Source organism: Streptomyces sp. NPDC047072 (genome assembly GCF_040643855.1).
Lineage (GTDB): Bacteria > Actinomycetota > Actinomycetes > Streptomycetales > Streptomycetaceae > Streptomyces.
Window position 1 is genome coordinate 1 of the sequence record NZ_JBEYVC010000095.1, and the last position, 22,537, is coordinate 22,537.

21 protein-coding genes are annotated in these 22,537 nt (G+C 70.9%); 4 read left to right on the top strand and 17 right to left on the bottom strand.

Going from position 1 to position 22,537, the window contains the following annotated elements; translation table 11 throughout:
* Positions 1-70 precede the first annotated feature (70 nt).
* From der to aroH, 5 genes are all read right to left on the bottom strand, one after another.
* Positions 71-1,552, bottom strand: a complete 1,482-nt coding sequence (gene der / locus ABZ896_RS32015) for a ribosome biogenesis GTPase Der (RefSeq protein WP_360936721.1) — start codon at positions 1,550-1,552, stop codon at positions 71-73.
* Between the two features lie 206 nt (positions 1,553-1,758).
* Positions 1,759-2,346, bottom strand: coding sequence for a lysophospholipid acyltransferase family protein (locus ABZ896_RS32020; RefSeq protein ID WP_360936782.1), 588 nt, complete (start codon positions 2,344-2,346; stop codon positions 1,759-1,761).
* 62 nt (positions 2,347-2,408) lie between these two features.
* Positions 2,409-3,095, bottom strand: coding sequence for a (d)CMP kinase (cmk, locus tag ABZ896_RS32025; protein ID WP_360936723.1), 687 nt, complete (start codon positions 3,093-3,095; stop codon positions 2,409-2,411).
* A 116-nt stretch (positions 3,096-3,211) separates the two neighbouring features.
* Positions 3,212-4,297 carry a prephenate dehydrogenase gene (locus ABZ896_RS32030; RefSeq protein WP_360936725.1) on the bottom strand — a complete coding sequence of 362 codons (1,086 nt, stop codon included), beginning with the start codon at positions 4,295-4,297 and terminating at the stop codon, positions 3,212-3,214.
* Positions 4,294-4,656: a chorismate mutase gene (aroH, locus tag ABZ896_RS32035; RefSeq protein ID WP_360936727.1), complete on the bottom strand. Its 363-nt coding sequence runs from the start codon at positions 4,654-4,656 to the stop codon at positions 4,294-4,296. Before aroH ends, ABZ896_RS32030 begins: the two co-directional genes overlap by 4 nt.
* Positions 4,657-4,898: 242 nt before the next feature.
* On the opposite strand from aroH, the gene ABZ896_RS32040 reads away from it, so the two are divergent.
* The 3 genes from ABZ896_RS32040 (at position 4,899) to ABZ896_RS32050 (ending at position 6,813) form a co-directional block, all read left to right on the top strand.
* The gene (locus ABZ896_RS32040) at positions 4,899-5,579 is read left to right on the top strand and encodes a hypothetical protein (RefSeq protein WP_360936729.1); all 681 of its coding nucleotides are present in this window, start codon (positions 4,899-4,901) and stop codon (positions 5,577-5,579) included.
* A gap of 245 nt (positions 5,580-5,824) precedes the next feature.
* The gene (locus tag ABZ896_RS32045) at positions 5,825-6,406 is read left to right on the top strand and encodes a DUF6529 family protein (RefSeq protein WP_360936731.1); all 582 of its coding nucleotides are present in this window, start codon (positions 5,825-5,827) and stop codon (positions 6,404-6,406) included.
* Positions 6,403-6,813 (top strand): Rieske (2Fe-2S) protein, encoded by a 411-nt coding sequence (locus ABZ896_RS32050; protein ID WP_360936733.1) that lies wholly within the window; start codon positions 6,403-6,405, stop codon positions 6,811-6,813. The genes ABZ896_RS32045 and ABZ896_RS32050 overlap by 4 nt, the downstream gene beginning before the upstream one ends.
* Here the strand turns inward: ABZ896_RS32050 and ABZ896_RS32055 are convergent.
* From ABZ896_RS32055 to ABZ896_RS32110, 12 genes are all read right to left on the bottom strand, one after another.
* Positions 6,810-7,829 (bottom strand): ADP-ribosylglycohydrolase family protein, encoded by a 1,020-nt coding sequence (locus ABZ896_RS32055; RefSeq protein WP_360936735.1) that lies wholly within the window; start codon positions 7,827-7,829, stop codon positions 6,810-6,812. The two genes, ABZ896_RS32050 and ABZ896_RS32055, sit on opposite strands and share 4 nt — an antisense overlap.
* Positions 7,826-8,539, bottom strand: coding sequence for an NUDIX domain-containing protein (locus tag ABZ896_RS32060; RefSeq protein WP_360936737.1), 714 nt, complete (start codon positions 8,537-8,539; stop codon positions 7,826-7,828). The genes ABZ896_RS32055 and ABZ896_RS32060 overlap by 4 nt, the downstream gene beginning before the upstream one ends.
* 92 nt (positions 8,540-8,631) lie before the next feature.
* On the bottom strand, positions 8,632-9,174 hold the full coding sequence (locus ABZ896_RS32065; protein WP_360936739.1) for a TIGR03086 family metal-binding protein: 543 nt from the start codon (positions 9,172-9,174) through the stop codon (positions 8,632-8,634).
* Between the two features lie 135 nt (positions 9,175-9,309).
* Complete coding sequence (locus ABZ896_RS32070; protein ID WP_360936741.1) at positions 9,310-10,449, bottom strand: pseudouridine synthase; 1,140 nt, start codon at positions 10,447-10,449, stop codon at positions 9,310-9,312.
* 11 nt (positions 10,450-10,460) lie between these two features.
* Positions 10,461-11,129, bottom strand: coding sequence for an SMC-Scp complex subunit ScpB (gene scpB / locus ABZ896_RS32075; protein WP_360936743.1), 669 nt, complete (start codon positions 11,127-11,129; stop codon positions 10,461-10,463).
* The gene (locus tag ABZ896_RS32080; RefSeq protein ID WP_360936745.1) at positions 11,126-12,109 is read right to left on the bottom strand and encodes a segregation/condensation protein A; all 984 of its coding nucleotides are present in this window, start codon (positions 12,107-12,109) and stop codon (positions 11,126-11,128) included. Before ABZ896_RS32080 ends, scpB begins: the two co-directional genes overlap by 4 nt.
* A 19-nt stretch (positions 12,110-12,128) precedes the next feature.
* Positions 12,129-12,713, bottom strand: a complete 585-nt coding sequence (locus tag ABZ896_RS32085) for a hypothetical protein (RefSeq protein ID WP_360936747.1) — start codon at positions 12,711-12,713, stop codon at positions 12,129-12,131.
* Positions 12,698-13,825, bottom strand: a complete 1,128-nt coding sequence (locus ABZ896_RS32090) for a ParA family protein (protein WP_360936748.1) — start codon at positions 13,823-13,825, stop codon at positions 12,698-12,700. The genes ABZ896_RS32085 and ABZ896_RS32090 overlap by 16 nt, the downstream gene beginning before the upstream one ends.
* Before the next feature lie 388 nt (positions 13,826-14,213).
* A complete protein-coding gene (gene ald / locus ABZ896_RS32095) occupies positions 14,214-15,329 on the bottom strand; it encodes an alanine dehydrogenase (protein WP_360936784.1) in 1,116 nt (371 codons plus the stop codon).
* A 144-nt stretch (positions 15,330-15,473) separates the two neighbouring features.
* Entirely contained in the window at positions 15,474-17,537 is a 2,064-nt protein-coding gene (locus tag ABZ896_RS32100; RefSeq protein ID WP_360936750.1) for a tetratricopeptide repeat protein, read from the bottom strand.
* A 261-nt stretch (positions 17,538-17,798) separates the two neighbouring features.
* Positions 17,799-18,425, bottom strand: coding sequence for an NUDIX hydrolase (locus ABZ896_RS32105; RefSeq protein ID WP_360936752.1), 627 nt, complete (start codon positions 18,423-18,425; stop codon positions 17,799-17,801).
* A gap of 84 nt (positions 18,426-18,509) precedes the next feature.
* Positions 18,510-20,177, bottom strand: coding sequence for a CTP synthase (locus ABZ896_RS32110; RefSeq protein ID WP_360936754.1), 1,668 nt, complete (start codon positions 20,175-20,177; stop codon positions 18,510-18,512).
* 482 nt (positions 20,178-20,659) lie between these two features.
* Between ABZ896_RS32110 and ABZ896_RS32115 the strand changes: the two genes are divergently transcribed.
* Positions 20,660-22,462 carry a glycoside hydrolase family 15 protein gene (locus tag ABZ896_RS32115; RefSeq protein ID WP_360936786.1) on the top strand — a complete coding sequence of 601 codons (1,803 nt, stop codon included), beginning with the start codon at positions 20,660-20,662 and terminating at the stop codon, positions 22,460-22,462.
* The last annotated feature ends 75 nt before the right edge of the window (positions 22,463-22,537 follow it).

Sequence of the window (22,537 nt, forward strand, 5' to 3'; positions counted from 1 at the left end):
GGGTGCCGTTCGTCGTCGCCGTCAACACCTTCCCGGACGGCCCCCGTCACGACATCGATGTGCTCGTGCGCTACTTCTTCTTCGCGCCGCGCTTCTCGCGCACCCGCACCGAGATGTGGATCGGGGTGCCCTCGAAGCCGAACTCCTCGCGCAGCCGGCGCTCGATGAAGCGCCGGTAGCCCGCCTCGATGAAGCCGGAGGCGAAGAGCACGAACCGCGGCGGCTTGGTGCCGGCCTGGGTGCCGAAGAGGATGCGCGGCTGCTTGCCGCCCCGGATCGGGTGCGGGTGGGCGGCGACCAGCTCACCGAGGAAGGCGTTCAGCCGGCCGGTGGGCACGCGCGTCTCCCAGCCCGCCAGCGCCGTCTCGATCGCCGGGACCAGCTTCTCCATGTGCCGTCCGGTGCGCGCCGAGACGTTGACCCGCGGCGCCCACGCCACCTGGGCGAGCTCGGTCTCGATCTCGCGCTCCAGGTAGTAGCGGCGCTCCTCGTCGAGGGTGTCCCACTTGTTGTACGCGACGACGATCGCGCGGCCCGCCTCGACGGCCATGGTGACGATCCGCTGGTCCTGGACCGAGATGGACTCGGAGCCGTCGATCAGGATGACCGCGACCTCGGCCTTCTCGACGGCGGCCGCGGTGCGCAGCGAGGCGTAGTAGTCGGCGCCCTGCTGGAGGTGGACCCGCTTGCGGATGCCGGCGGTGTCGACGAACTTCCAGGTGACGCCGCCGAGTTCGATCAGCTCGTCGACCGGGTCGCGGGTGGTGCCCGCGAGTTCGTTGACGACGACGCGCTCCTCGCCCGCGACCTTGTTCAGCAGCGAGGACTTGCCGACGTTCGGGCGCCCGATGAGGGCGATCCGGCGCGGGCCGCCGATGCCGGCCCCGCCGAAGGTCTGCTCGGGGGCGTCCGGCAGGACCTCCAGAACGGCGTCCAGCATGTCGCCGGTGCCGCGGCCGTGCAGCGCGGAGACGGGGTGCGGCTCGCCGAGACCGAGGGACCAGAGGTACGCCGCGTCGGCCTCCCCGCTGGGCCCGTCGACCTTGTTGGCGCACAGGACGACCGGCTTCCCGGCCTTGCGCAGCAGTCGTACGACCGCCTCGTCGGTGTCGGTGGCGCCGACCTTGGCGTCGACGACGAACACGACGGCGTCGGAGGCCTCGATGGCGTACTCGGCCTGTGCGGCGACGGAGGCGTCGATGCCGAGGACGTCCTGCTCCCAGCCGCCGGTGTCGACGACCTTGAAGCGGCGCCCGGCCCACTCGGCCTCGTAGGTCACCCGGTCGCGGGTGACACCGGGCTTGTCCTCTACGACGGCCTCGCGGCGGCCGATGATGCGGTTGACGAGCGTCGACTTGCCGACATTCGGGCGGCCGACGACGGCGAGCACGGGCAGCGGCCCGTGACCGGCCTCCTCGATGGCCCCCTCGACGTCCTCGAGGTCGAAGCCCTCCACGGCGGCGAGCTCCATGAACTCCGCGTACTCGGCATCGCCGAGCGCTCCGTGGTCGTGCTCTGCGGAAGAGCCCTCGGAGGGGATGTGGTCGTTCATGAAGTGCGTACCTCGTTCATCGTGGTGGTCGGTGAACCCCACCGGTGTGTGTCCGGTTTGATCCACTACTCAGTGTCGCCCAGGGCCTGTCCGGCGGCTCGGGCCGGCGTCGCGGGCCCTGGCACGCACATCTGCCGCACCAGAACCCGCACGGGTGAGCCGCGAAGTACCGTACCTCGCAGCCGGCCCGGTCCGCCGGACAGGCCCTAGCGCCCGGTGAGGCGCCTGGCGTTTTCCAGGTGGGTGCTGAGCTGCTTCTGGATGCGCTCGGTGGCCTCGTCGAGGACCTTGCGGGTGCGCCGCCCGGAGCCGTCGCCCGCCTCGAAGGGGTCGCCGAAGACGACGTCGATGCGGGAGCGCAGCGGGGGCAGCCCCTTTATCAACCGGCCGGCCCGCTCGGAACTTCCCAGGACGGCGACCGGGACGATCGGGGCGCCGCTGCGGACCGCGAAGTAGGCGAGACCGGCGCGCAGGGAGGCGAAGTCGCCCTCGCCCCGGGTGCCCTCCGGGAAGATCCCGAGGACCCCGCCCCGCTCCAGCACCCCGAGCGCGCGGGCGATGGCCGTACGGTCGGTGGACGCGCGGTCGACGGCTATCTGGCCGGTGTGGACCATGAACGAGCCGACCGGGCCGATGAACGCCTCCTTCTTCACGAGGAAGTGCGAGGCCCGCGGCGCCACGCCGATGACCATCGGCCCGTCGAGGTTGTGCGAGTGGTTGGGCGCGAAGATCACCGGACCGCTGGTGGGCACCTTCCACGCCCCCAGCACCCGCGGCCGCCACAGCCCGTACATCAGCCCCACGCCGATCCGCCGGCCGACCTCGGCGCCGCGCGCGGTGGGCAGTTCCAGGTCGCTCACTTCCCGGCCCGCTTCTCCTCGACGAGGGTCACGACGCACTCGATGACCTGAGCGAGGGTCAGCGCGGTGGTGTCCACCTCGACGGCGTCGTCCGCCTTGGCGAGCGGGGAGGTCTTGCGGCTGGAGTCGGCCGCGTCCCGCTTGACCAGGGCCTCCCGGGTGGCGTTGACGTCGGCGCCCTGGAGCTCACCGCTGCGACGGGCGGCACGCGCCTCCGCGGAGGCGGTGAGGAAGATCTTGAGGTCGGCGTCGGGCAGCACGGTCGTACCGATGTCCCGGCCCTCGACGACGATGCCGTGCTCCGCGGAGGCGGCCAGCGACCGCTGCAGCTCGGTGATCCGGGCCCGCACCTCCGGCACCGCGCTCACCGCGCTGACCTTGGCGGTGACCTCCTGGGTGCGGATCGGCCCGGCCACGTCGGTCCCGTCGACCGTGATCGTCGGGTTCTCGGGGTCGGTGCCGGAGACGATCTCCGCCTTCCCGGCCACGGCGGCGATCGCGGTGGGGTCCTCGATGTCGATCCCGTTGTTCACCATCCACCAGGTGATCGCCCGGTACTGGGCCCCGGTGTCGAGGTAGCTGAGGCCCAGCTGCGCGGCCACGGCCTTCGACGTGCTGGACTTGCCGGTGCCGGAGGGACCGTCGATGGCGACGATCACGGGCTGGGCGGCGCCGTTTTCCACGGGGGGACACCTTTCGGGTGCGCGAGGATGAGCGAGGCGGGGGCGCGAAGGTGCCCCGCACAAGGTTACTGGCTCGCCGGAGGGCCCTTTACAGCCGCGGGGGGCCGCGGTCGGGCCTACTGCCGGATCGCCCAGCCCCGCTCCCGCAGCGACGCCGACAGGACGGGCGCGGCCTGCGGCTCGACCATCAGCTGCACCAGACCGGCCTGCTGCCCGGTCGCGTGCTCGATGCGTACGTCCTCGATGTTGACCCCGGCCCGTCCCGCGTCGGCGAAGATGCGGGCCAGCTGTCCCGGCTGGTCGTCGATGAGCACGGCCACGACCTCGTACACCCGCGGCGCGGACCCGTGCTTGCCCGGCACCCGGACCTGCCCCGCGTTCCCGCGCCGCAGCACGCTCTCGATCCCGGACGCGCCCTCACCCCGCTTGGCCTCGTCGGCGGACTGGAGCGCCCGCAGCGCCCGCACGGTCTCCTCCAGATCCCCGGCGACATCGGTCAGCAGATCGGCCACCGGGCCGGGGTTCGCGGACAGGATGTCGATCCACATCCCGGGGTCGGAGGCGGCGATCCGCGTCACGTCCCGGATCCCCTGCCCGCACAGTCGTACGGCGGCCTCCTCGGCGTGCTCCAGGCGCGCGGCGACCATGCTGGACACCAGGTGGGGCATGTGGGAGACGAGCGCGACGGCCCGGTCGTGGGCGTCGGCGTCCATCACGACGGGCACGGCACGGCAGTGCGAGACCAGCTCCAGGGCGAGGTTGAGCACCTCGGTGTCGGTGTCCCTGGTCGGCGTCAGCACCCAGGGCCGCCCCTCGAAGAGGTCCCCGGTGGCCGCCAGCGGCCCGGACTTCTCGCGGCCGGACATCGGGTGCGTACCGATGTAGGAGGCGAGGTCGAGCCCGAGCGCCTCCAGCTCCCGGCGCGGCCCGCCCTTGACGCTGGCCACGTCGATGTAGCCGCGGGCCGCGCCCCGGCGCATGGCGTCGGCGAGCACTGCGGCGACATGGGCGGGCGGCGCGGCGACGATCGCGAGGTCGACGGGCCCCTCGGGCGCCTCGTCGGTCCCGGCGCCGAGCGCGGCCGCGGTCCGGGCCTGCTCGGGGTCGTGGTCGGCGAGGTGCACGGTGACGCCCCGCTGGGTCAGGGCCAGCGCGGCGGACGTGCCGATGAGGCCGGTGCCGACGACGAGTGCGGTCCTCACTGCGCGATGTCCTTGCGCAGCGCGGCGGCGGCACCGAGGTAGACGTGCGCGATGTCGGCGCGGGGCCGCTCGGACTCTATGTGCGCGAGGACCCGGACGACCCGGGGCATGGCGCCCTCGATGTCGAGTTCCTGGGCGCAGATCAGCGGTACGTCGACGATGCCGAGCTTGCGGGCCGCGGCCGCCGGGAAGTCGCTGTGCAGGTCGGGCGTTGCCGTGAACCAGATGCTGATCAGGTCGTCCGCGGTCAGTTCGTTCCGCTCCATGATGGCGGTGAGCAGCGCCCCGACCTGCTCGTCCATGTGTCCGGCCTCGTCCTGGTCGAGTTGGACGGCGCCCCGGACCGCTCGTACCGCCACGGCGTTGCTCCTTGCTGATGTACGGATCGGCTCTTGTCCATCCAGCCTAGTCAGCCCCTGCGGGGCGGGTGCGCGCCGCCCGCCCCGTGAGACACCGGGCCTGTCCTGAAGTCGGGCCATGCCAATGTCACCCGAATGTCCCAGTTCCGCTACTTGGGGTGAAACACGCCCGTGCGCCTCTGGACTCGGAGCCACCCGTCCGCTCTCATGGCAGGAAACTCGCCTCGGGGGAGGCCCCTTATATGAAGCGCTCCGGACCGCTGCTCACACTGCTCGCGGGTCTGCTGGTCGGCCTGGTCATGCTGTCGCTCAACGCGACGACGGGTGAGGAGACCACGGCATCGACCGTGCAGCCCTCGCCGAGCGCCGCCTCGCCCGGCACCAAGGCGTCACCGCCGGCTGCCACGCCCACGGCGACGACGCAGCCGCCCAGCCCGTCCCCGTCAGGGACCGCCGTGCCCGAGGGCGTCTACACCGGCCGGACCGACGACGACTCCTCCGCCGTCGCGATCACGGTCCGCGACGACAAGGCGATCGCCTACGTCTGCGACGGGCACAACGTCGAGGCCTGGCTCCAGGGCGACGTCCGCGCCGACGGCAGCATGAAGCTCACCGGCAAGGGCGGCACGAGCCTGACCGGCACGCTCAAGGGCACGAAGCAGATCAGCGGCAAGGCCACCGTCTCCAGCGGCAGCTACCCCTTCACCATCGCCAAGGCGAAGAAGCCGTCGGGTCTGTACCGGGCGAACAGCCAGGTGGCCGGCGCGCGCATCGAGGGCGGCTGGATCGTCCTGCCGGACGGCCTCCAGGTCGGCGTCCTCAAACGAAACGGCAAGCCCTCGCCGGCACCCGAGATCAACCCGGAGACCGGCGCGCTGACGGTCGACGGCCACCACCTCACGGCCCGCCCGGTAACCCCCTGACCCCAGGGCCTGTCCGGCGGATCAGGCCGGCGTCGCGGGGTTGGGCACGCCCGTCTGCCGCGTTGTCGTCACTCGCCGACTCCCCCACGCTCGAACAACCTCGCGCGGGAGGGGCCCCCATCGCGTCGACTCCCTCCTCCGCCTTGCAGCCAGACGCACCCAACCCCGCTCACCTGCACCCACCAGCACCGTTCCTTGCAGCCGGCCTGATCCGCCGGACAGGCCCTAGCCCGAGGGAGCCGATCATGACCGTCGACCCGAACGCGGCCACGCAGAGCTGGCCCGCTCGCGAACCCGAGCGGCGCACCCACCCGGCCCGCTATCTCGTCCCCGCGCTGGTCGCGGCCGCCGTCGCGGTCGCCCTCGGCGCCTACGGCAAGATCCACGACCCGGCGGGCACGGCCTTCAACATCGCCGGCTTCAGCAGCACCGGCGCGGTGAAGTCCTGGCTCGCCACGGGCGCCTTCTTCTTCGCCCTCGTCCAGCTGGTCTCCGCCCTCATGCTCTACGGCAGGCTCCCGGGCCCGAGCTGGTCCTCGACCCTGCACCGCTGGTCCGGCCGGGTGGCGTTCCTGCTCGCGGTGCCGGTCGCGGTGCACTGCCTGTACGCGCTGGGCTACCAGTCGTACGAATCACGCGTTCTGTGGCACTCCCTCTTCGGCTGCTTCTTCTTCGGCATCTTCAGTGCCAAGATGCTGCTGCTCCGCTGGGAGCGCCTCCCTGGCTGGCTGCTGCCGATCGTCGGCGGTCTGGTCTTCACCGCCCTCACGATCCTCTGGCTGACCTCAGCCCTCTGGTTCTTCCGCACCTTCGGAGTGACGACATGACGCAGATCCCGGCGCGACGCACCATCCTCCTCGCGACGGGCGCGGCCACGCTCACCGTCGGCTGCAGCGAGTACGGCGGCGACAGCGACTCCGGCTCCAGCTCGGTGGAGGCCTCGGCCGGCACCGAACTGGCGAAGACCAGCGAGATCCCGGTCGGCGGCGGCAAGATCTTCAAGGACGAGAAGGTCGTCGTCACCCAGCCGAAGGAGGGTGAGTTCAAGGCCTACTCCAGCACCTGCACCCACCAGGGCTGCCAGGTGTCCAGCGTGTCCGGCGGCACCATCAACTGCCCCTGCCACGGCAGCAAGTTCAAGATCGCGGACGGCTCGGTGGCCAACCCGCCCGCGAACAAGCCCCTGCCGGAACAGCAGATCACCGTGAAGGGCGACTCGATCGAGCTGGCCTAGGAGTCCCAGAGGGCCCCGAGCGTCACCAGCTCGCTGCCGTACTCGATGCGGTCGGCCCACTCTCTGGGCCACGCGTCGGCCCCCAGATGGGCGCCCGCGAAGGCGCCCGTCAGACAGGCGATGGAGTCCGAGTCGCCGGAGCTGCACGCGGCCCGCCGCAGCGCGGTCAGCGGCTCCTCGGGGAAGAGCAGGAAGCACAACAGGCCGGTCGCCAGGGCCTCTTCGGCGATCCAGCCGCCGCCGGTGGCCAGACAGGGGTCGTCCTCGGGCGAGACGGTCCGCAGGGCGGCCTCCAGCCGGTCGAGAACGGCGATGCACTCGTCCCAGCCGCGCGCGATGAACCGCCCGGACGTGGGGTCCTGACCGCGGGTCCACAGGTCCCCGAGCCACCGCTCGTGGTAACGGCCCCGGTTCGCCACGGCGTACGACCGCAACATCGTCACCAGGGACGCCGGCTCGGCCCCGTCCGCGAGCAGCCGTACGGCATACGCGGTGAGGTCGGAGGCCGCGAGCCCCGTCGGGTGCCCGTGGGTGAGCGCGGCCTGCAACTGGGCCGCACCGGCCCGCTGTTCCGCGCTCAGGCCTGGGACGAGCCCGACGGGCGCGACCCGCATGTTGGCGCCGCAGCCCTTGGAGCCGATCTGGCTGGCGTCCTGCCAGGGGAGGTTCTCGTCCTTGAGCAGGTAGCAGGCCCGCAGGCAGGTGTTGCCCGGCGCCCGGTTGTTCTCCGGCGACTGGTACCAGTCCACGAACTCCTCACGCAGAGGCCGCTCCAGGCGCTTGGGTGCAAGCAGCCCCCGGTCCGTCGCCGTCCGCAGAGCGCGCCCCACCGCCAGCGTCATCTGCGTGTCGTCGCTGACCACGGCCGGAGTCCACAGCCCCATCTGCCGCCACGGCCCGCTCTTGGCGAGGATCGACGGCACGTCGTTGAACTCCGTCGGAAAGCCGAGCGCGTCCCCGAGGGCGAGCCCGATGAGCGCGCCGGTGGCGGCGTGCTTGCGCACGATCGTGGTCATGGAGGTCCTTCCGGGGACGGTCGCAGGAGGGGCGGGGAGAGCGTCGTGGCGGTGCCCGCGCGGTACAGCGCGGCAGGCTTGCCCCGGCCGCCGGTCAGGCGCGCGACCCCGGGGATCTGCTCGACGAAACCGGGCGTGGCGAGCACCTTGCGGCGGAAGTTGGGCCGGTCGAGCGAGACGCCCCAGACGGTCTCGTAGACCTGCTGGAGCTCGCCGAGGGTGAACTCGCGCGGGCAGAAGGCGGTGGCGAGGCAGGTGTACTCGAGCTTGGCGCCGACGCGCTCATGGGCGTCGGCCAGGATGCGGTCGTGGTCGAAGGCGAGCGGTCCCGTCTTCTCGTACGGCACCCAGCGGGCCTCGGCCGCGTCGCCGCCGCCGCTCGGCTCTGGCGGATCGGGCAGCAGCGCGGCGAAGGCGACGGAGACGACCCGCATCCTGGGGTCGCGGCCGGGTTCGCTGTAGGTCCGCAGCTGCTCCAGATGGAGCCCCGAGACGTCCGCCAGCCCGGTCTCCTCGGCGAGTTCGCGGCGGGCCGCGGTCTCCGCCGACTCGTCGGGGTGGAGGAACCCCCCGGGCAGCGCCCAGTGCCCGGCGTACGGTTCGTGCCCGCGCTCGACGAGCAGGACGTGCAGCGCGCCCTCCGTGACGGTGAGTACGGCGAGATCGACGGTGACCGCGAAGGGTTCGTGGGCGTACTTGTCGTAGGTCATGCGCGCCACCCCCTTGACAGCCGGCACTTAATGGTCAGCATGACTAATAGTCGTTACGACTATAAAGAGGGTGGTGATGTTCCGGCAACCCCCTAGCGGGTGAAGGATTCGCGCCCGAGGAAGCCCAGCAGCCGCACTCCTGCCCCCGCGCCCGGCGCCACCGCGACGGGCGCGGCGAACCGCACCCCCCGGTCCTCCTCCCCCACCACGCACCGCGCGACGGACAGCAGTTCCCCCGCGAGGCCCTCTGGGATCGGCCGCGCCTGTCCGCGGGCCCGCGCCACGTCCCAGCCGTGCACGGCGATCTCGACGGCACCGACGGCGGCCGTCACCGGCGCCTCCAGCGGCCGTTCGCCGACCAGCACCCGCTCGCGGGGCCCGGCCGTCCACGCCCCGAGCACCGCGCACGCGCGCGTGCGGAAGTCGCAGGCCCGGTCGGCACGCGGGTACAGCTCGATCCGTCCGCCGGTCAGCCCCTCGTACAGCGCGTCCAACGAGTCGTCGAGATGCCCGAGCAGCTTCCCGAGGTCCCACTCGGCGCAGGGCGTGCCCCTGCCGAGACTCTCCCGCCCGATCCCCGCCACGCTGCCCAACGCGTAGGCCAGCGACCGCTCCAGCAGCTCTCCCGCGTCCATACGAGCACCTCCCCGCTCCGAGCCCGGTCCGTCACGGATGCAGACCGGCGCGGGGCCGCAAACGCATCGGCCGGCCCCGGAAGAATCCGGAACCGGCCGAAGCCACACAGCCGTACGGCCGCGTAGAAGCAAGTCCTACAGGTCGACTTCCTTCATCAGCATGCCGACCTCGGTGTTGGACAGCCGCCGCAGCCAGCCCGACTTCTGGTCGCCCAGGGTGATCGGCCCGAAGGCGACCCGCACCAGCTTGTCGACCGGGAAGCCGGCCTCGGCGAGCATGCGGCGCACGATGTGCTTGCGGCCCTCGTGGAGGGTGACCTCGACGAGGTAGTTCTTGCCGGTCTGCTCGACGACCCGGAAGTGGTCCGCGCGCGCGTACCCGTCCTCCAGCTGGATGCCGTCCTTGAGCTGCTTGCCCAGGTCGCGCGGGATCGGGCCCACGATGTGCGCGAGGTAGACCTTCTTCACGCCGTACTTGGGGTGGGTCAGCCGGTGGGCCAGCTCGCCGTGGTTGGTGAGCAGGATGACGCCCTCGGTCTCGGTGTCGAGCCGGCCGACGTGGAAGAGCCGGGTCTCCCGGTTGGTCACGTAGTCGCCGAGGCACTGCCGGCCCTCGGTGTCCTCCATCGTCGAGACGACACCGGCGGGCTTGTTCAGCGAGAAGAACTGGTACGACTGCGTCGCGACGGTGAGGCCGTCGACCCTGACCTCGTCCTTCTCCGGGTCGACCCGCTTGCCCTGCTCCAGGACGATCTCGCCGTTGACCTCGACGCGCGCCTGCTCGATCAGCTCCTCGCAGGCCCGCCGGGAGCCGTAGCCCGCGCGCGCGAGGATCTTCTGGAGCCGCTCGCCCTCCTGCTCGGCGCCGGGGAACGTCTTGGGGAGCTTCACGTCCTTCTTGTCGGCGTACCGCTCCCGGTTGCGCTCCTCGGCCCTGGTCTCGTACTCACGGGACCGGGAGGGCGCCGTACGGCCGCCGCTCTGCTGGGGCCGCTTCGGGCCGCCCTTGGCGCCGCCGCGGGCCGCGCCGCCGCGCCCGGCCTTCGGGCCGTCCGGGGAGGCGCCGGGGCCCACATCGTAGCGCCGCTCCTCGGGGCGGGGCTTCTTCGGCCGGCCGCCCTGCCTGTCGTCGCGGTCGTTGCCGGCGCCGCGGTGGTTACCGCGACCGCCGCTGCTCCCGCCGCGACCACCACCGCTTCCGCCGCGGCCGCCGCTGTTGCCACCACGGCTCCCGCCGTTGTTTCCGCTGCTGTTCCTGCCGCTGCTGCTTCGCATCAAGTTTCCGTCTAGTCGTCGTCTGTGTCGTCGGGATCCGGAGCGTCCGGATCGAACGACGGTACGCCTTCCTGGGTCTCGGCCTCGATCGCCTCCGCCTCCGGGAGGAAGGGCGCGAGTTCCGGGAGCTCGTCCAGGCCGCGCAGGCCCATCCGCTCCAGGAAGTAGTTCGTCGTCACATACAGGATCGCACCTGTTTCGGGTTCCGTGCCCGCCTCCGCGACCAGGCCACGCTGGAGCAGGGTGCGCATCACACCGTCGCAGTTCACCCCGCGCACCGCGGAGACCCGGCTGCGGCTGACCGGCTGGCGGTAGGCGACCACGGCGAGGGTCTCCAGGGCCGCCTGGGTGAGCCGGGCCTGCTGCCCGTCCAGGACGAACCGCTCGACGGCCGGGGCGTAGGCGGCCCGGGTGTAGAACCGCCAGCCATTGGCGACGTGCCGCAGCTCGAAGCCGCGCCCCTGGGCGGCGTACTCCCCGGCCAGCTCCCGGAGCGCCCTGGTGATCTGCCGCTTGGGCCGCTCCAGGATCTTCGCCAGGTGCTCCTCGGTCGCGGGCTCGTCCACGACCATGAGGACGGCCTCCAGGGCCGGCTTGAGGTCCAGCTCGGCGACAGCGGACAGCCCCGCCGGGGCCTCGGCCGTGTGCTCGGTGGCCTCCTCGGTGGTGTCCTCGCTCACGCCTTGTCCTCCTTGGGCGGCTCGGGCGGTCGGTCGAATTCGTCGGTCACCATAGGCTCGGCGTCGTCCGCACCGCCGGTCCACCGCACGAGCAGCTCCCCCAGGGCGGTCTCCTGGTCCAGCGCGACGGCCTTCTCCCGGTACAGCTCCAGCAGCGCGAGGAAGCGCGCCACGACCGTCAGGGTGCCGTCGGCGTCCTCCACCAGCACCCGGAAGCTGACCTCGCCGAGCTCCTTGAGCCGCGCGACCACGATCCCGGCCTGTTCCTGGACGCTCACCAGGGGCGCGTGGATGTGGTCGACGTACACCTGCGGCTTGGGCTTGGGCTGCATCGCCTTCACGGCGAGCTTCGCGAACCCCTCGGCGCCGATGCTGATGACGACGTCGGGGAGCAGGTCGGCGTGGTGCGGTTCGAGTCCGACGGTACGGGGGTAGCGGCGGGCCTCCTCGTCGAGGCGGCCGTTGAAGATGTCGGCGATCTGTTTGTACGCGCGATACTGCAATAGCCGCGCGAACAGCAGGTCACGGGCCTCCAGCAGCGCGAGGTCGGCCTCGTCCTCCACCTCGGCGGCGGGCAACAGCCGGGCCGCCTTGAGGTCCAGCAGGGTCGCGGCGACGACGAGGAACTCCGTCGTCTCGTCCAGGTCCCAGTCCGGCCCCATGGCCCGGATGTGCGCCATGAACTCGTCGGTGACCTTGGAGAGCGCGACCTCGGTGACGTCCAGCTTGTGCTTGGAGATCAGCTGGAGGAGCAGATCGAAGGGCCCCTCGAAGTTGGCGAGCCGGACCTTGAAGACACCGTCGGGGGTTTCGCCCGGTACGTCGACTTCCGGTACAGCTGCCTCCGGTACGACGACCTCGGCTTGCGCCTCCTCGGCTTCAGGAGCCGACGCGAGCGCTGATTCCGCCCCCGGCCCCCGCCCCAGCGCACGTCGCCGCCCGCCGGAACCGGCACCGGAAGAAACGTCGTTCGAGGTCATAACCCTCGCAGGCTACCGCTTACCGCCCACGCAGCCGTCGTACGAGAATGCTCGCGTCCCCACGGGACTCCAGATCCGCCAGCACCACGGCGACCGCCTCGCGCACGATCCGCCCGCGGTCCACAGCGAGTCCGTGCTCACCACGAAGCACCAGGCGCGCGTGCTCCAGGTCCATGAGTTCCTCGGCGGACACGTACACGGTGATCTTCTCGTCGTGCCGCTCGCGCCCGCTGGGCCGCCGGTTCGCCGCACGCCCCCGCTTGCCCCGCGGCTGCGCCGCGTCGGCGGCCTGGGCAGAACCTTCCTGCGCCTCCTGACGCCGCCCGGAGCGCTCCGCGGTGGCGGCCCGGCTACGGGACTCCCCCGCGTCCGCCGGTTCGGCGTCGGCCGCGACGTGTTCCGCGCCCTCGCCGTCACCACCCTGCGCGGGCACGGACGGCGGTGCGTCCTCGGACCCCGCCGCGGCCCCGTCGGACTCCCCCGCGGGAGCCGGCACCCGGGCCTCGCCGCCCGGGCCCCGCCGGGGAGTGGACGCCTGGAGCGCCATCCCCCCTGTCGTACGGAACAGTTCGTCGGCCCCCGGCAGACTCACTCGGCGTGACACCGGGCGAGCACCTCCCTGGCGAGCTGGCGATAGGCGGCGGCACCGACGGAGTTGGAGGCGTACGTGGTGATCGGCTCACCGGCGACCGTGGTCTCCGGGAAGCGGACCGTGCGCCCGATGACCGTGTGGTAGACGTGGTCGTCGAACGCCTCGACGACCCGCGCGAGCACCTCACGGCTGTGCACGGTGCGCGAGTCGTACATGGTGGCGAGGATCCCGTCGAGCTCCAGCTCGGGGTTGAGCCGCTCCTGGACCTTCTCGATGGTCTCCGTCAGCAGGGCGACACCGCGCAGCGCGAAGAACTCGCACTCCAGAGGCACTATCACCTTGTGCGCGGCCGTCAGCGCGTTCACCGTGAGCAGGCCCAGCGAGGGCTGACAGTCGATCACGATGTAGTCGTAGTCGGCCATGAGCGGCTTCAGGGCCCGCTGCAGCGTCGACTCGCGCGCGACCTCGGAGACCAGCTGGACCTCGGCGGCGGACAGGTCGATGTTGCTGGGCAGCAGGTCCATGTTCGGGACCGCCGTCTTCAGGAGCACCTCGTCGGCCGCCATGCCCCGCTCCATGAGCAGGTTGTAGACGGTGAGGTCGAGCTCCATCGGGTTGACACCGAGACCCACCGACAGCGCGCCCTGCGGGTCGAAGTCCACGAGCAGCACGCGCCGGCCGTACTCCGCGAGCGCGGCACCCAGGTTGATGGTCGACGTCGTCTTGCCCACGCCGCCCTTCTGGTTGCACATCGCGATGATCTTCGCGGGACCGTGGTCGGTCAGCGGACCCGGGATCGGGAAGTACGGCAGCGGCCGCCCGGTCGGGCCGACCCGCTCACGGCGCTGGCGGGCAGCGTCGGGCGCGAGCGTGGCCGCGTACTCCGGATCGGGTTCGTACTCGGCGTCGGGGTCGTAGAAGTGCCCGTCGGGCAGTTCGTCGTAGTCGGCGAAGTGGTTGTGGGGCGCGCCACTTCCGTCGCCGGCCATGGCGTTCACGTGATGGCCATCCATGCTCTGGTGTGCTGTCCGCGTGGTCGGCGGACTCTGGTGGGCTGCGAAGGTGCGCACCGCGACGGAGCCGACAGCCTCGAATCCCGCGGGACCCTGGCCCCGTACCGGCATTCCTGGTTGACCACCCCCGGGAGAAAATGTCGACTCATTCACAAGTCGTCTTACCTCCTTGGTGACCAGGAAACTTCTAGACAAGGTCAGCGTGGCACCATGCCGACGGTTGGCGACTCTATGGCGTGTCGGGTGTTCACAGCAACACAATCCGCCGGACCCGGCAGGATGTGTCGGCAATGAAACATCCCTCTGTCAAGGGCGTACGGCGGTCGCACGGCAGGTTTCGCCGGTGTACGAATCGGTACAAGGTTTACGTTCGACGCGAGTTGACCGAGAGTCGCAAAGTGACCATACACACATGCGGCCGGACCTTGTGGGGCAAGGTCCGGCCGCATGTGCGTCGTTGACGCGCCTTGTTGACGTATCGCCTTTACGAAAAGGTGACTTAATCCAGCAGGGTCGCGAGGTCCACGTGCTCAAGGCCGTGCGCCTCGGCGACCTCGCGGTAAGTCACCTTGCCGTCATGGGTGTTGAGGCCCTTGGCCAGCGCGGGATCGCGGCGCAGCGCCTCGGCCCAGCCGTGGTCGGCGAGTTCGACGATGTAGGGCAGGGTCGCGTTGGTGAGCGCGTAGGTGGAGGTGTTGGGCACCGCGCCGGGCATGTTGGCGACGCAGTAGAAGACCGAGTCGTGCACCTGGAAGGTCGGCTCGGCGTGGGTGGTCGGACGGGAGTCCTCGAAGCAGCCGCCCTGGTCGATGGCGATGTCGACAAGGACACTTCCGGGCTTCATCCGGGCCACGAGTTCGTTGGTGACCAGCTTCGGCGCCTTGGCGCCCGGGATGAGCACGGCGCCGATGACGAGGTCGGCGTCGAGGACGGCCTTCTCCAGCTCGAAGGCGTTGGACATGATCGCCCGGACCTTGGTGCCGAAGACCTTGTCGGCCTCCCGGAGCTTGTTGATGTCCCGGTCCAGCAGCGTGACATGGAAGCCCATGCCGACGGCGATCTGGGTGGCGTTCCAGCCGGAGACACCGCCGCCGATGACGACGGCCCGCGCGGGCTGGGTGCCGGGCACACCGCCGGGCAGGACACCGCGGCCGCCCACCGAGCGCATCAGGTGGTAGGCGCCGACCTGCGGGGCGAGCCGGCCCGCGACCTCGGACATCGGGGCGAGCAGCGGCAGCGCGCGGGACGGCAGTTCGACGGTCTCGTAGGCGATCGCGGTGGTGCCGGACTCGATGAGCGCGTCGGTGCACTCCTTGGACGCGGCCAGGTGCAGGTACGTGAAGAGCGTCTGGTCCTTGCGGAGGCGGTGGTACTCCTCGGCGATCGGCTCCTTGACCTTCAGCAGCAGGTCGGCGGTGGCCCACACCTCGTCGGCGGTGTCCAGGATCAGGGCACCTTCCGCGACGTACTCCTCGTCCGGGATGGAGGAGCCGAGGCCGGCGCCCCGCTCGATGACGACCTGGTGGCCGTGGCGCACCAGCTCGTGCACACCGGCGGGGGTGATGGCCACCCGGAACTCGTTGTTCTTGACCTCGCGGGGGATGCCGACCTTCACGTGGATCACGGTCCTTGGCTCAGTGGATATGGGGCAATACAACACATACCCAGGCATGCATGAGCACACCAGGAGACACCGCAGGAGAAGGTGCGGCAGAGCCAGTCTAATGAAGGTGTTCCCGCTGTCTAGCCTTTCATTGCATCAATCTTCAGCGGGTGTACTGCGGATTTCGCAGGCATCAGGGTCGTGTTTCATGAGGTCGACCCGCTTCGGCTCCGGTTCCCCCTCGGAAACCTCCTCCCCCAGGAGCCGCTCGGCGGCGCCGCGGTGCAGCTGGGCCGCGGCCGGATCACCGAGCCGCTCCAGGGTGTCCGCGAGCCGCATCTGGAGCGCGGCCTGGAGCCGGACGTCCTCCGCGCGCCGCGCCCACTCCACGGCCTCCTGGCAGGTGCGCAGCGATTCCTCGGGCCGTCCCGCGTACTCCTGGACCCGGGCCAGCTCGCTCAACGCCCGTGCGTGGGCGGCGACATCGTCGTTCCTGCGGTACCCGGCGACCGCGGCCCGCCAGTTCCTGAGGGCCTCGCCGTAGCGGCCCGCGTAGGTGTGCGCGGCGGCGATACGGCCGTACAGCCGCGCGGCATCCGCCCGCTCTCCCCGCGCCAGCCTCTGGACCAGGGCCCGGCCGTACCAGTCGGCGGCCCGGTCGTAGTCCCCGAGCTCCAGATGCGCGCCGCCTACGGATTCCATCGCGCGGCCGGTCGCATACGGGTCGTTCGCCTCGCGTCCGGCGTCCAGCGCCTCCCGGTAGCGCACCAGCGCCGCGTGCGTACGGCCGGTCCGGGCGTCCAGGTCGGCGAGGTTCAGCAGGGCGGCGGCCTTCTCGCGGGGCAGCTCGCGCCGCTCGGCCACGTCGAGGACCAGGCCGTGGATGCCGTACAGGTCGGGTGCGGCGGCCTGGGTGCCGAAGTGGGCGACCATCGTGCGCACCAGCTGGGACATCAGGCGCCGGGCGAGGGTGTCCAGCTCCCCGTCGGCGACGGCGAGACGGGCGGCGGCGAGCAGGGCGGGCCGGCGCACCCGCAGCCAGTCCTCGGCGGCCCGGGGGCTGGGGAAGCGCAGCGAGCGGGGCATGCCCTGGAGCTTCTCGCGGGCCTCGGGGTTGTCGGTCTCGGTGATGGCCCGGCAGGACTGGAGCAACCGGACCGTCCGCTCCAGCATCCGGGCGCGCGCCAGCTGCAGCTCGGCCGGGCGGTCCTGGGTCTCGGCGAGGCCCTTGAGCAGGGGGTGGAGGCAGCCGGGGACCTCGTACTGCGGCAACGGGGACTCGACGGCGTGCAGCAGGCCGAGGGCGACGAAGTCGTCGAGGGTGGCGCGGGCGCCGCTCACCGAGCAGCCGGCGAGCGCGGAGGCGGTGTGCGGGTCGACCAGGCCGGCCGGGGCGAGGGAGAGCAGTCGCAGTATCCGGGCGGCCGGGGCGGGCAGGGAGGCGTAGGCGAGCCGGAAGACCCGGCCGAGCGGGGCCCCTTCGTCACCCTCCGTGTGCAGCTGCTTGGCGAGGTCGGCCACGGCCGCCTTGGGCCGGGCGGCGAGCCAGCCGCCGGCCAGCATCAGCGCGGCGGGCTGTCCCTGGCACTCCTCGACGAGTCCTTCGGCGGCCCGCGGGTCGACGGTGATCCGGACGGAGCCGGTGTGCCGCGACAGCAGTTCCACGGCGGACTTGGTGTCGAGCCCGCCGAGCGTGCAGGGGCGGACGTCCGAGATCCCGGTGAGCGGCCCCTCGGAAACGGCCACGACCAGGCACTCCGGGGCATCCGGAAGCAGGGCGTCCACCTGTTCCGCGGACACGGCGTCGTCGAGGAGCAGCAGTGCCCTGCGCCCGGCGAGCGCCTCGCGCAACTCCGCCGTGAGGTCGTCCTCGGCGGCCCCGGCGGGCGCCGGCGCATCGAGCGCGCCGAGCAGTTCACGAGCCGCGCACGCGACGGGTACGGGGCTGCCGTCGGGCTCGCTCAGCCGGACCCGCAGCACGCCGTCGCCGTAACGCTCCGCAACCTGCCGTACGAGTTCCTCGGCGAGCGCGGTACGCCCGGAACCGGGCCGTCCGGCGATGAGCAGCACGCGCGCGCGGGGCGCCTTCTTCCCGGCGAGGGTGTCCAGTCCGGTGCGCTCGATGTCGGCGAGCAGCTCCTTCAACTCCCGCGTCCGCCCCAGGAATTGCCCTTCACCGGCCACCCGCAAGCCGCCTGCGTCCACCACCTGATCCGTCACGGGCCACACTCCCGTCCACCGCACGCGCAAAGCCCGCCGGCGACTCCGGGACGGGCTTTTCAGAGCCTAGTTCACTCTCTGCAACGCCCCTGGCAGAGCACGCGGCGGCACCCTCAAGTGTTCCCTCGATCGGATCAACGGATCATAAGAACAAGCGGCCACGGCGGACGCCTTTAGGGGCGCGGGGAACTGCGCGACAAGCCACAGCGGACCGTCACCCCGCAGCGCACCGAAGCCACAACGGCGCACCCGGCAAACCCGTCACGCCTCGAACGGCCGCGCAGGCCACTCCGCATCAGCCGCCCGCAACGCATCCAGCCCTTCACCATTCCGTGCAGCCACCAGGGAAAGAACCCCCACCACCAGGCAGTTGTTGTGCAACGCCCCCGCAAGCACCCCTTGGACCAGCGAAGCGACCGGCACACGCGCATGCTCCATGTCCGCCTCCTCGTCCTCCACCTCGAACCGCTCCTCCTCCGCCTCGGAAAGCCCCCGCGCCAGGAAGATCCGGATCGCCTCGTCACACCCACCCGGCGTCGTGTAGACATCCGTCAGCACCCGCCAGTCCTCCGCCTTGACGTGCGCCTCCTCGTACAGCTCCCGCTGGGCCGCGTGCAGCGGGTTCTCCCCCGGCACGTCCAGCAGCCCCGCCGGGATCTCCCACAGCTTCTGCCGTACGGGATGCCGGTACTGCTTGATGAGCAGCACCCGGTCCTCGTCGTCGAGCGCGAGAACGGCCACGGACCCCGGGTGGACCTGGTAGTCCCGGCGCACCACGGACCCGTCCGGCATGACCACCTCGTCCGTCCGCACGGACGTCTTGTTGCCCACGAACGGCGTCTCCGTCGCCCGGATCTCCCACTCCTGAGGCGTGTCCTCGATGGTCATGCGCTGTCCTTCCCACGTGCACAAAAGAAACCGGGGCGCCCGCCCTTTGAATGCGTTCGCCCCGGCCACCGTACAACTGTCGTGCTACTCAGACGTCTTCCGCTCGACCGCCGCCTTCACCAGGCCCGCGAACAGCGGGTGCGGCCTGGTCGGACGCGAGCGCAGCTCGGGGTGGGCCTGGGTCGCGACGAGATAAGGGTGCGTCTCGCGCGGGTACTCGACGTACTCGACGAGCTTGCCGTCGGGAGAAGTCCCGGAAAACAGGATGCCCGCCTTCTTCTCCAGCTCCGCGCGGTAGGCGTTGTTCACCTCGTAGCGGTGCCGGTGCCGCTCCTCGACGTACTCCTTGCCGTCGTACACCTCCCGCACGATGGAGCCCTCGGCGAGCTTCGCCGGGTACATGCCGAGCCGCATGGTGCCGCCCATGTCGCCCTCACCGGCGACGATGTCGAGCTGCTCGGCCATGGTGGAGATGACCGGGTGGCCGGTGGCCGCGTCGAACTCCGTGGAGTTGGCGTCGGGGATGTCGGCGAGGTTCCGCGCGGCCTCGATCACGATGCACTGCAGGCCCAGGCAGAGCCCGAGCAGCGGGATCTTGTTCTCGCGGGCGTACTTGATCGCGCCGACCTTGCCGAGCACACCGCGGTCGCCGAAGCCGCCGGGGATACAGATGCCGTCCACGTCGGCGAGCTGCGCGGCGGCCCCGGCCGGGGTCTTGCAGTCGTCGGAGGTGACCCACTTGATCTTCACGCGGGCCTTGTTGGCGAAGCCACCGGCGCGCAGCGCCTCGGTGACCGACAGATACGCGTCGGGCAGGTCGATGTACTTGCCGACCAGGGCTAGGGTGATCTCGTGGTCGGGGTTGTGGACGCGGTCGAGCAGGTCGTCCCAGGTCGTCCAGTCCACGTCCCGGAACGGCAGGTCCAGCTTGCGGACGACATAGGCGTCCAGGCCCTCGCCGTGCACGGTCTTCGGGATGTCGTAGATCGAACGCGCGTCGGGGCAGGCGACGACCGCGGCCTCGTCGACGTCGCACATCAGCGAGATCTTGCGCTTGATGGCGGTCGGGACCTCGCGGTCGCAGCGCAGGACGATCGCGTCCGGCTGAATACCGATGTTGCGCAGGGCCGCAACCGAGTGCTGGGTCGGCTTCGTCTTCAGCTCACCCGACGGTCCGATGTACGGCAGGAGGGAAATGTGGACGACGAAGACGTTGTCACGGCCGACCTCGTGCCGGACCTGGCGGACCGTCTCCAGGAACGGCAGGGACTCGATGTCGCCGACCGTGCCGCCGACCTCGGTGATCACGACGTCGACCTCGTCGGTCGCCATGCGCCGGATGCGGTGCTTGATCTCGTTGGTGATGTGCGGGATGACCTGCACGGTGTCACCGAGGTACTCGCCGCGCCGCTCCTTGGCGATCACCGTGTTGTACACCTGGCCGGTGGTGACGTTGGCGCTGCCGTCCAGGTCACGGTCGAGGAAGCGCTCGTAGTGGCCGATGTCCAGGTCGGTCTCGGCGCCGTCGTTGGTGACGAACACCTCACCGTGCTGGAAGGGGTTCATCGTGCCCGGGTCGACGTTGAGGTACGGGTCGAGCTTCTGCATCACGACGCGCAGACCGCGCGCCTTGAGCAGCATGCCGAGGCTGGAGGCCGTCAGGCCCTTGCCGAGCGAGGAGGCGACACCCCCGGTGACGAAGATGTGCTTGGTCGTCGTGGCTGTGCTGTTTCGAAAAACAGACGTCGGCATGGCCAAGAGGGGGCTCCCGTGGTCGCGATCTTGAGGTGCGGTTCGGGGGTCGCGTGCCCACCGGTCCACGGGCTACCAGGGTATCAGCGCGACGAGGAGATGGCTTCCGGCCACGCTCCGCGCACGCGCCGACACGGACATCGACACGCGCACACACGAGCACACCTGGTTCTCACCTGTTGCTCACCCGTTCGGCCCACCCGCGTTGTCCGGAGCGGCACGCAGATCATCTACGTGCGTCGTATCCTGCTCGGACACTCGCTGCCGAGCCCGGCCGGAGACGCGGCACACCCCCGCCCGCACCCACCGGAACAACGAGAGCTCGTCAGTTCGTTGAGCAGAGATCGCCGTTTTGCCTCACGGCTGGGGCGGCTGCTTTGCTTCATCGCTCAACGACGCATGACAACGAACCCTTGACCGCACTAGCGACAGCCCCCTTTTCCCATTCAGGGGGTGACGTGGCCGTTCGACTGGAGTTGCACGTGGCCGGGCGCATCGAAGACTACGCACTCATCGGAGACATGCAGACCGCTGCCCTGGTCTGCCGGGACGGCACAGTGGACTGGCTGTGCCTGCCCCGCTTCGACTCGCATGCCATCTTCGCCGGTCTGCTCGGCACCGAGGAACACGGATTCTGGCGGCTCGGCCCCGCACACGCGTCCGACGCCGAGCCCCCGACGGCCGCCCGGCGCACCTACCGCGGCGACTCCCTGATCCTGGAGTCCGAGTGGGACACCCCGCGCGGCACGGTCCGGGTGACGGATTTCATGCCCCCTCGCGACGGCGCCCCCCAGCTGATCCGCATCGTCGAGGGTGTCTCGGGCCGCGTCCCGATGCGCTCGGCCCTGCGCATGCGCTTCTCCTACGGCCGTGTCGTGCCCTGGGTCCACAAGCACGAGGGCCGCACGGTCGCCGTGGCGGGCCCGGACTCGGTGTGGTTCGACACGGACTGCGAGACCTACGGCAAGTCCCTGACGACGTACTCCGACTTCACGGTCGCCCCCGGTGACCGGATCGCCTTCACTATCTCGTGGGAGCCCTCGCACAAGCAGCCGCCGCCGCTGCCGGAGCCGGAGCAGTCGCTGGAGGCGACCGAGGAGTTCTGGCGCGAGTGGGTCGAGCACTGTACTTACCACGGCCCGTACCGCGAGGCGGTGATCCGCTCGCTGATCACCCTCAAGGCGCTGACGTACGCCCCCACCGGCGGCATCGTCGCCGCCCCCACGACCTCGCTGCCCGAGGACATCGGCGGCGTCCGCAACTGGGACTACCGCTACACCTGGCTGCGCGACGCGGCCATCACCCTCTCCTCGCTGCTGCGCACCGGCTACCGCGAGGAGGCCCGCGCCTGGCGCGAGTGGCTGCTGCGGGCCGTCGCCGGCGACCCGGAGAACCTGCAGATCATGTACGGCATCGCGGGCGAGCGCGAGCTGGGCGAGGCCGAGCTGGACTGGCTGCCCGGCTACGAGAACTCCGCCCCGGTCCGGGTCGGCAACGGCGCAGCCCACCAGCTCCAGCTGGACGTGTACGGCGAGGTCACCGAGGCCCTGCACCTCGGCCACATGACCGGCCTCGCTCGCAACGACTACGCCTCGATCCTCCAGCTCAAGCTCATCCGCTACCTGGAGGACCACTGGAACGAGCCGGACGAGGGCATCTGGGAGGTGCGCGGCCCGCGCCGCCACTTCGTGCACTCCAAGGTGATGGCCTGGGTCGCCGTGGACCGGACCATCAAGCTGATCGAGTCCGGGGACGCGGACGGCCCGCTGGAGGAGTGGCGCGAACTGCGCGACGACATCCACCGGGACGTCTGCGAGAAGGGCTACGACAAGGAGCGCAACACCTTCACGCAGTCGTACGGCTCGAAGGAGCTGGACGCCTCCCTGCTGCTGATCCCGCAGATGGGCTTCCTGCCGCCGGACGACAAGCGCGTGATCGGCACCATCGAGGCCATCCAGCGCGAGCTGTCCACCCCGGACGGCTTCATCCTGCGCTACCCGACCTCCAGCGGCGACGAGAACGTCGACGGCCTCCCCGGCGACGAAGGGGCCTTCCTGGCCTGCTCGTTCTGGATGGCGGACGACCTCGCGATGATCGGCCGGGTGGACGAGGCCCGCAAGCTCTTCGAGAAGCTGCTGGCCCTGCGCAACGACCTCGGCCTCCTCGCCGAGGAGTGGGACCCGCGCCTCAAGCGCCAGGTCGGCAACTTCCCCCAGGCCTTCAGCCACGTCCCCCTCATCGACACGGCCCTGAGGCTGACCGCGTCGGGGGCGTACGGCGGCTGAGTCTTACGGAGCGGTGACGCCCGCCGTCTGAACAGGACCGGGACGGCGGGCCCGCCTAGGCTGGGAGGAACAGCC

Excerpts from the sequence above, each read along its gene's own strand:
- ABZ896_RS32040 (WP_360936729.1), top strand. The coding sequence starts at position 4,899 with ATGAAGCGCTCCGGACCGCTGCTCACACTGCTCGCGGGTCTGCTGGTC.
- ABZ896_RS32065 (WP_360936739.1), bottom strand. The coding sequence starts at position 9,174 with ATGGACGCGGGAGAGCTGCTGGAGCGGTCGCTGGCCTACGCGTTGGGC.
- ABZ896_RS32070 (WP_360936741.1), bottom strand. The coding sequence starts at position 10,449 with ATGCGAAGCAGCAGCGGCAGGAACAGCAGCGGAAACAACGGCGGGAGC.
- ABZ896_RS32050 (WP_360936733.1), top strand. The coding sequence starts at position 6,403 with ATGACGCAGATCCCGGCGCGACGCACCATCCTCCTCGCGACGGGCGCG.
- ABZ896_RS32060 (WP_360936737.1), bottom strand. The coding sequence starts at position 8,539 with ATGACCTACGACAAGTACGCCCACGAACCCTTCGCGGTCACCGTCGAT.
- ABZ896_RS32090 (WP_360936748.1), bottom strand. The coding sequence starts at position 13,825 with ATGCCGGTACGGGGCCAGGGTCCCGCGGGATTCGAGGCTGTCGGCTCC.
- ABZ896_RS32045 (WP_360936731.1), top strand. The coding sequence starts at position 5,825 with ATGACCGTCGACCCGAACGCGGCCACGCAGAGCTGGCCCGCTCGCGAA.
- ABZ896_RS32105 (WP_360936752.1), bottom strand. The coding sequence starts at position 18,425 with ATGACCATCGAGGACACGCCTCAGGAGTGGGAGATCCGGGCGACGGAG.
- ABZ896_RS32055 (WP_360936735.1), bottom strand. The coding sequence starts at position 7,829 with ATGACCACGATCGTGCGCAAGCACGCCGCCACCGGCGCGCTCATCGGG.
- ABZ896_RS32110 (WP_360936754.1), bottom strand. The coding sequence starts at position 20,177 with ATGCCGACGTCTGTTTTTCGAAACAGCACAGCCACGACGACCAAGCAC.
- ABZ896_RS32080 (WP_360936745.1), bottom strand. The coding sequence starts at position 12,109 with ATGACCTCGAACGACGTTTCTTCCGGTGCCGGTTCCGGCGGGCGGCGA.
- ABZ896_RS32020 (WP_360936782.1), bottom strand. The coding sequence starts at position 2,346 with ATGTACGGGCTGTGGCGGCCGCGGGTGCTGGGGGCGTGGAAGGTGCCC.
- der (WP_360936721.1), bottom strand. The coding sequence starts at position 1,552 with ATGAACGACCACATCCCCTCCGAGGGCTCTTCCGCAGAGCACGACCAC.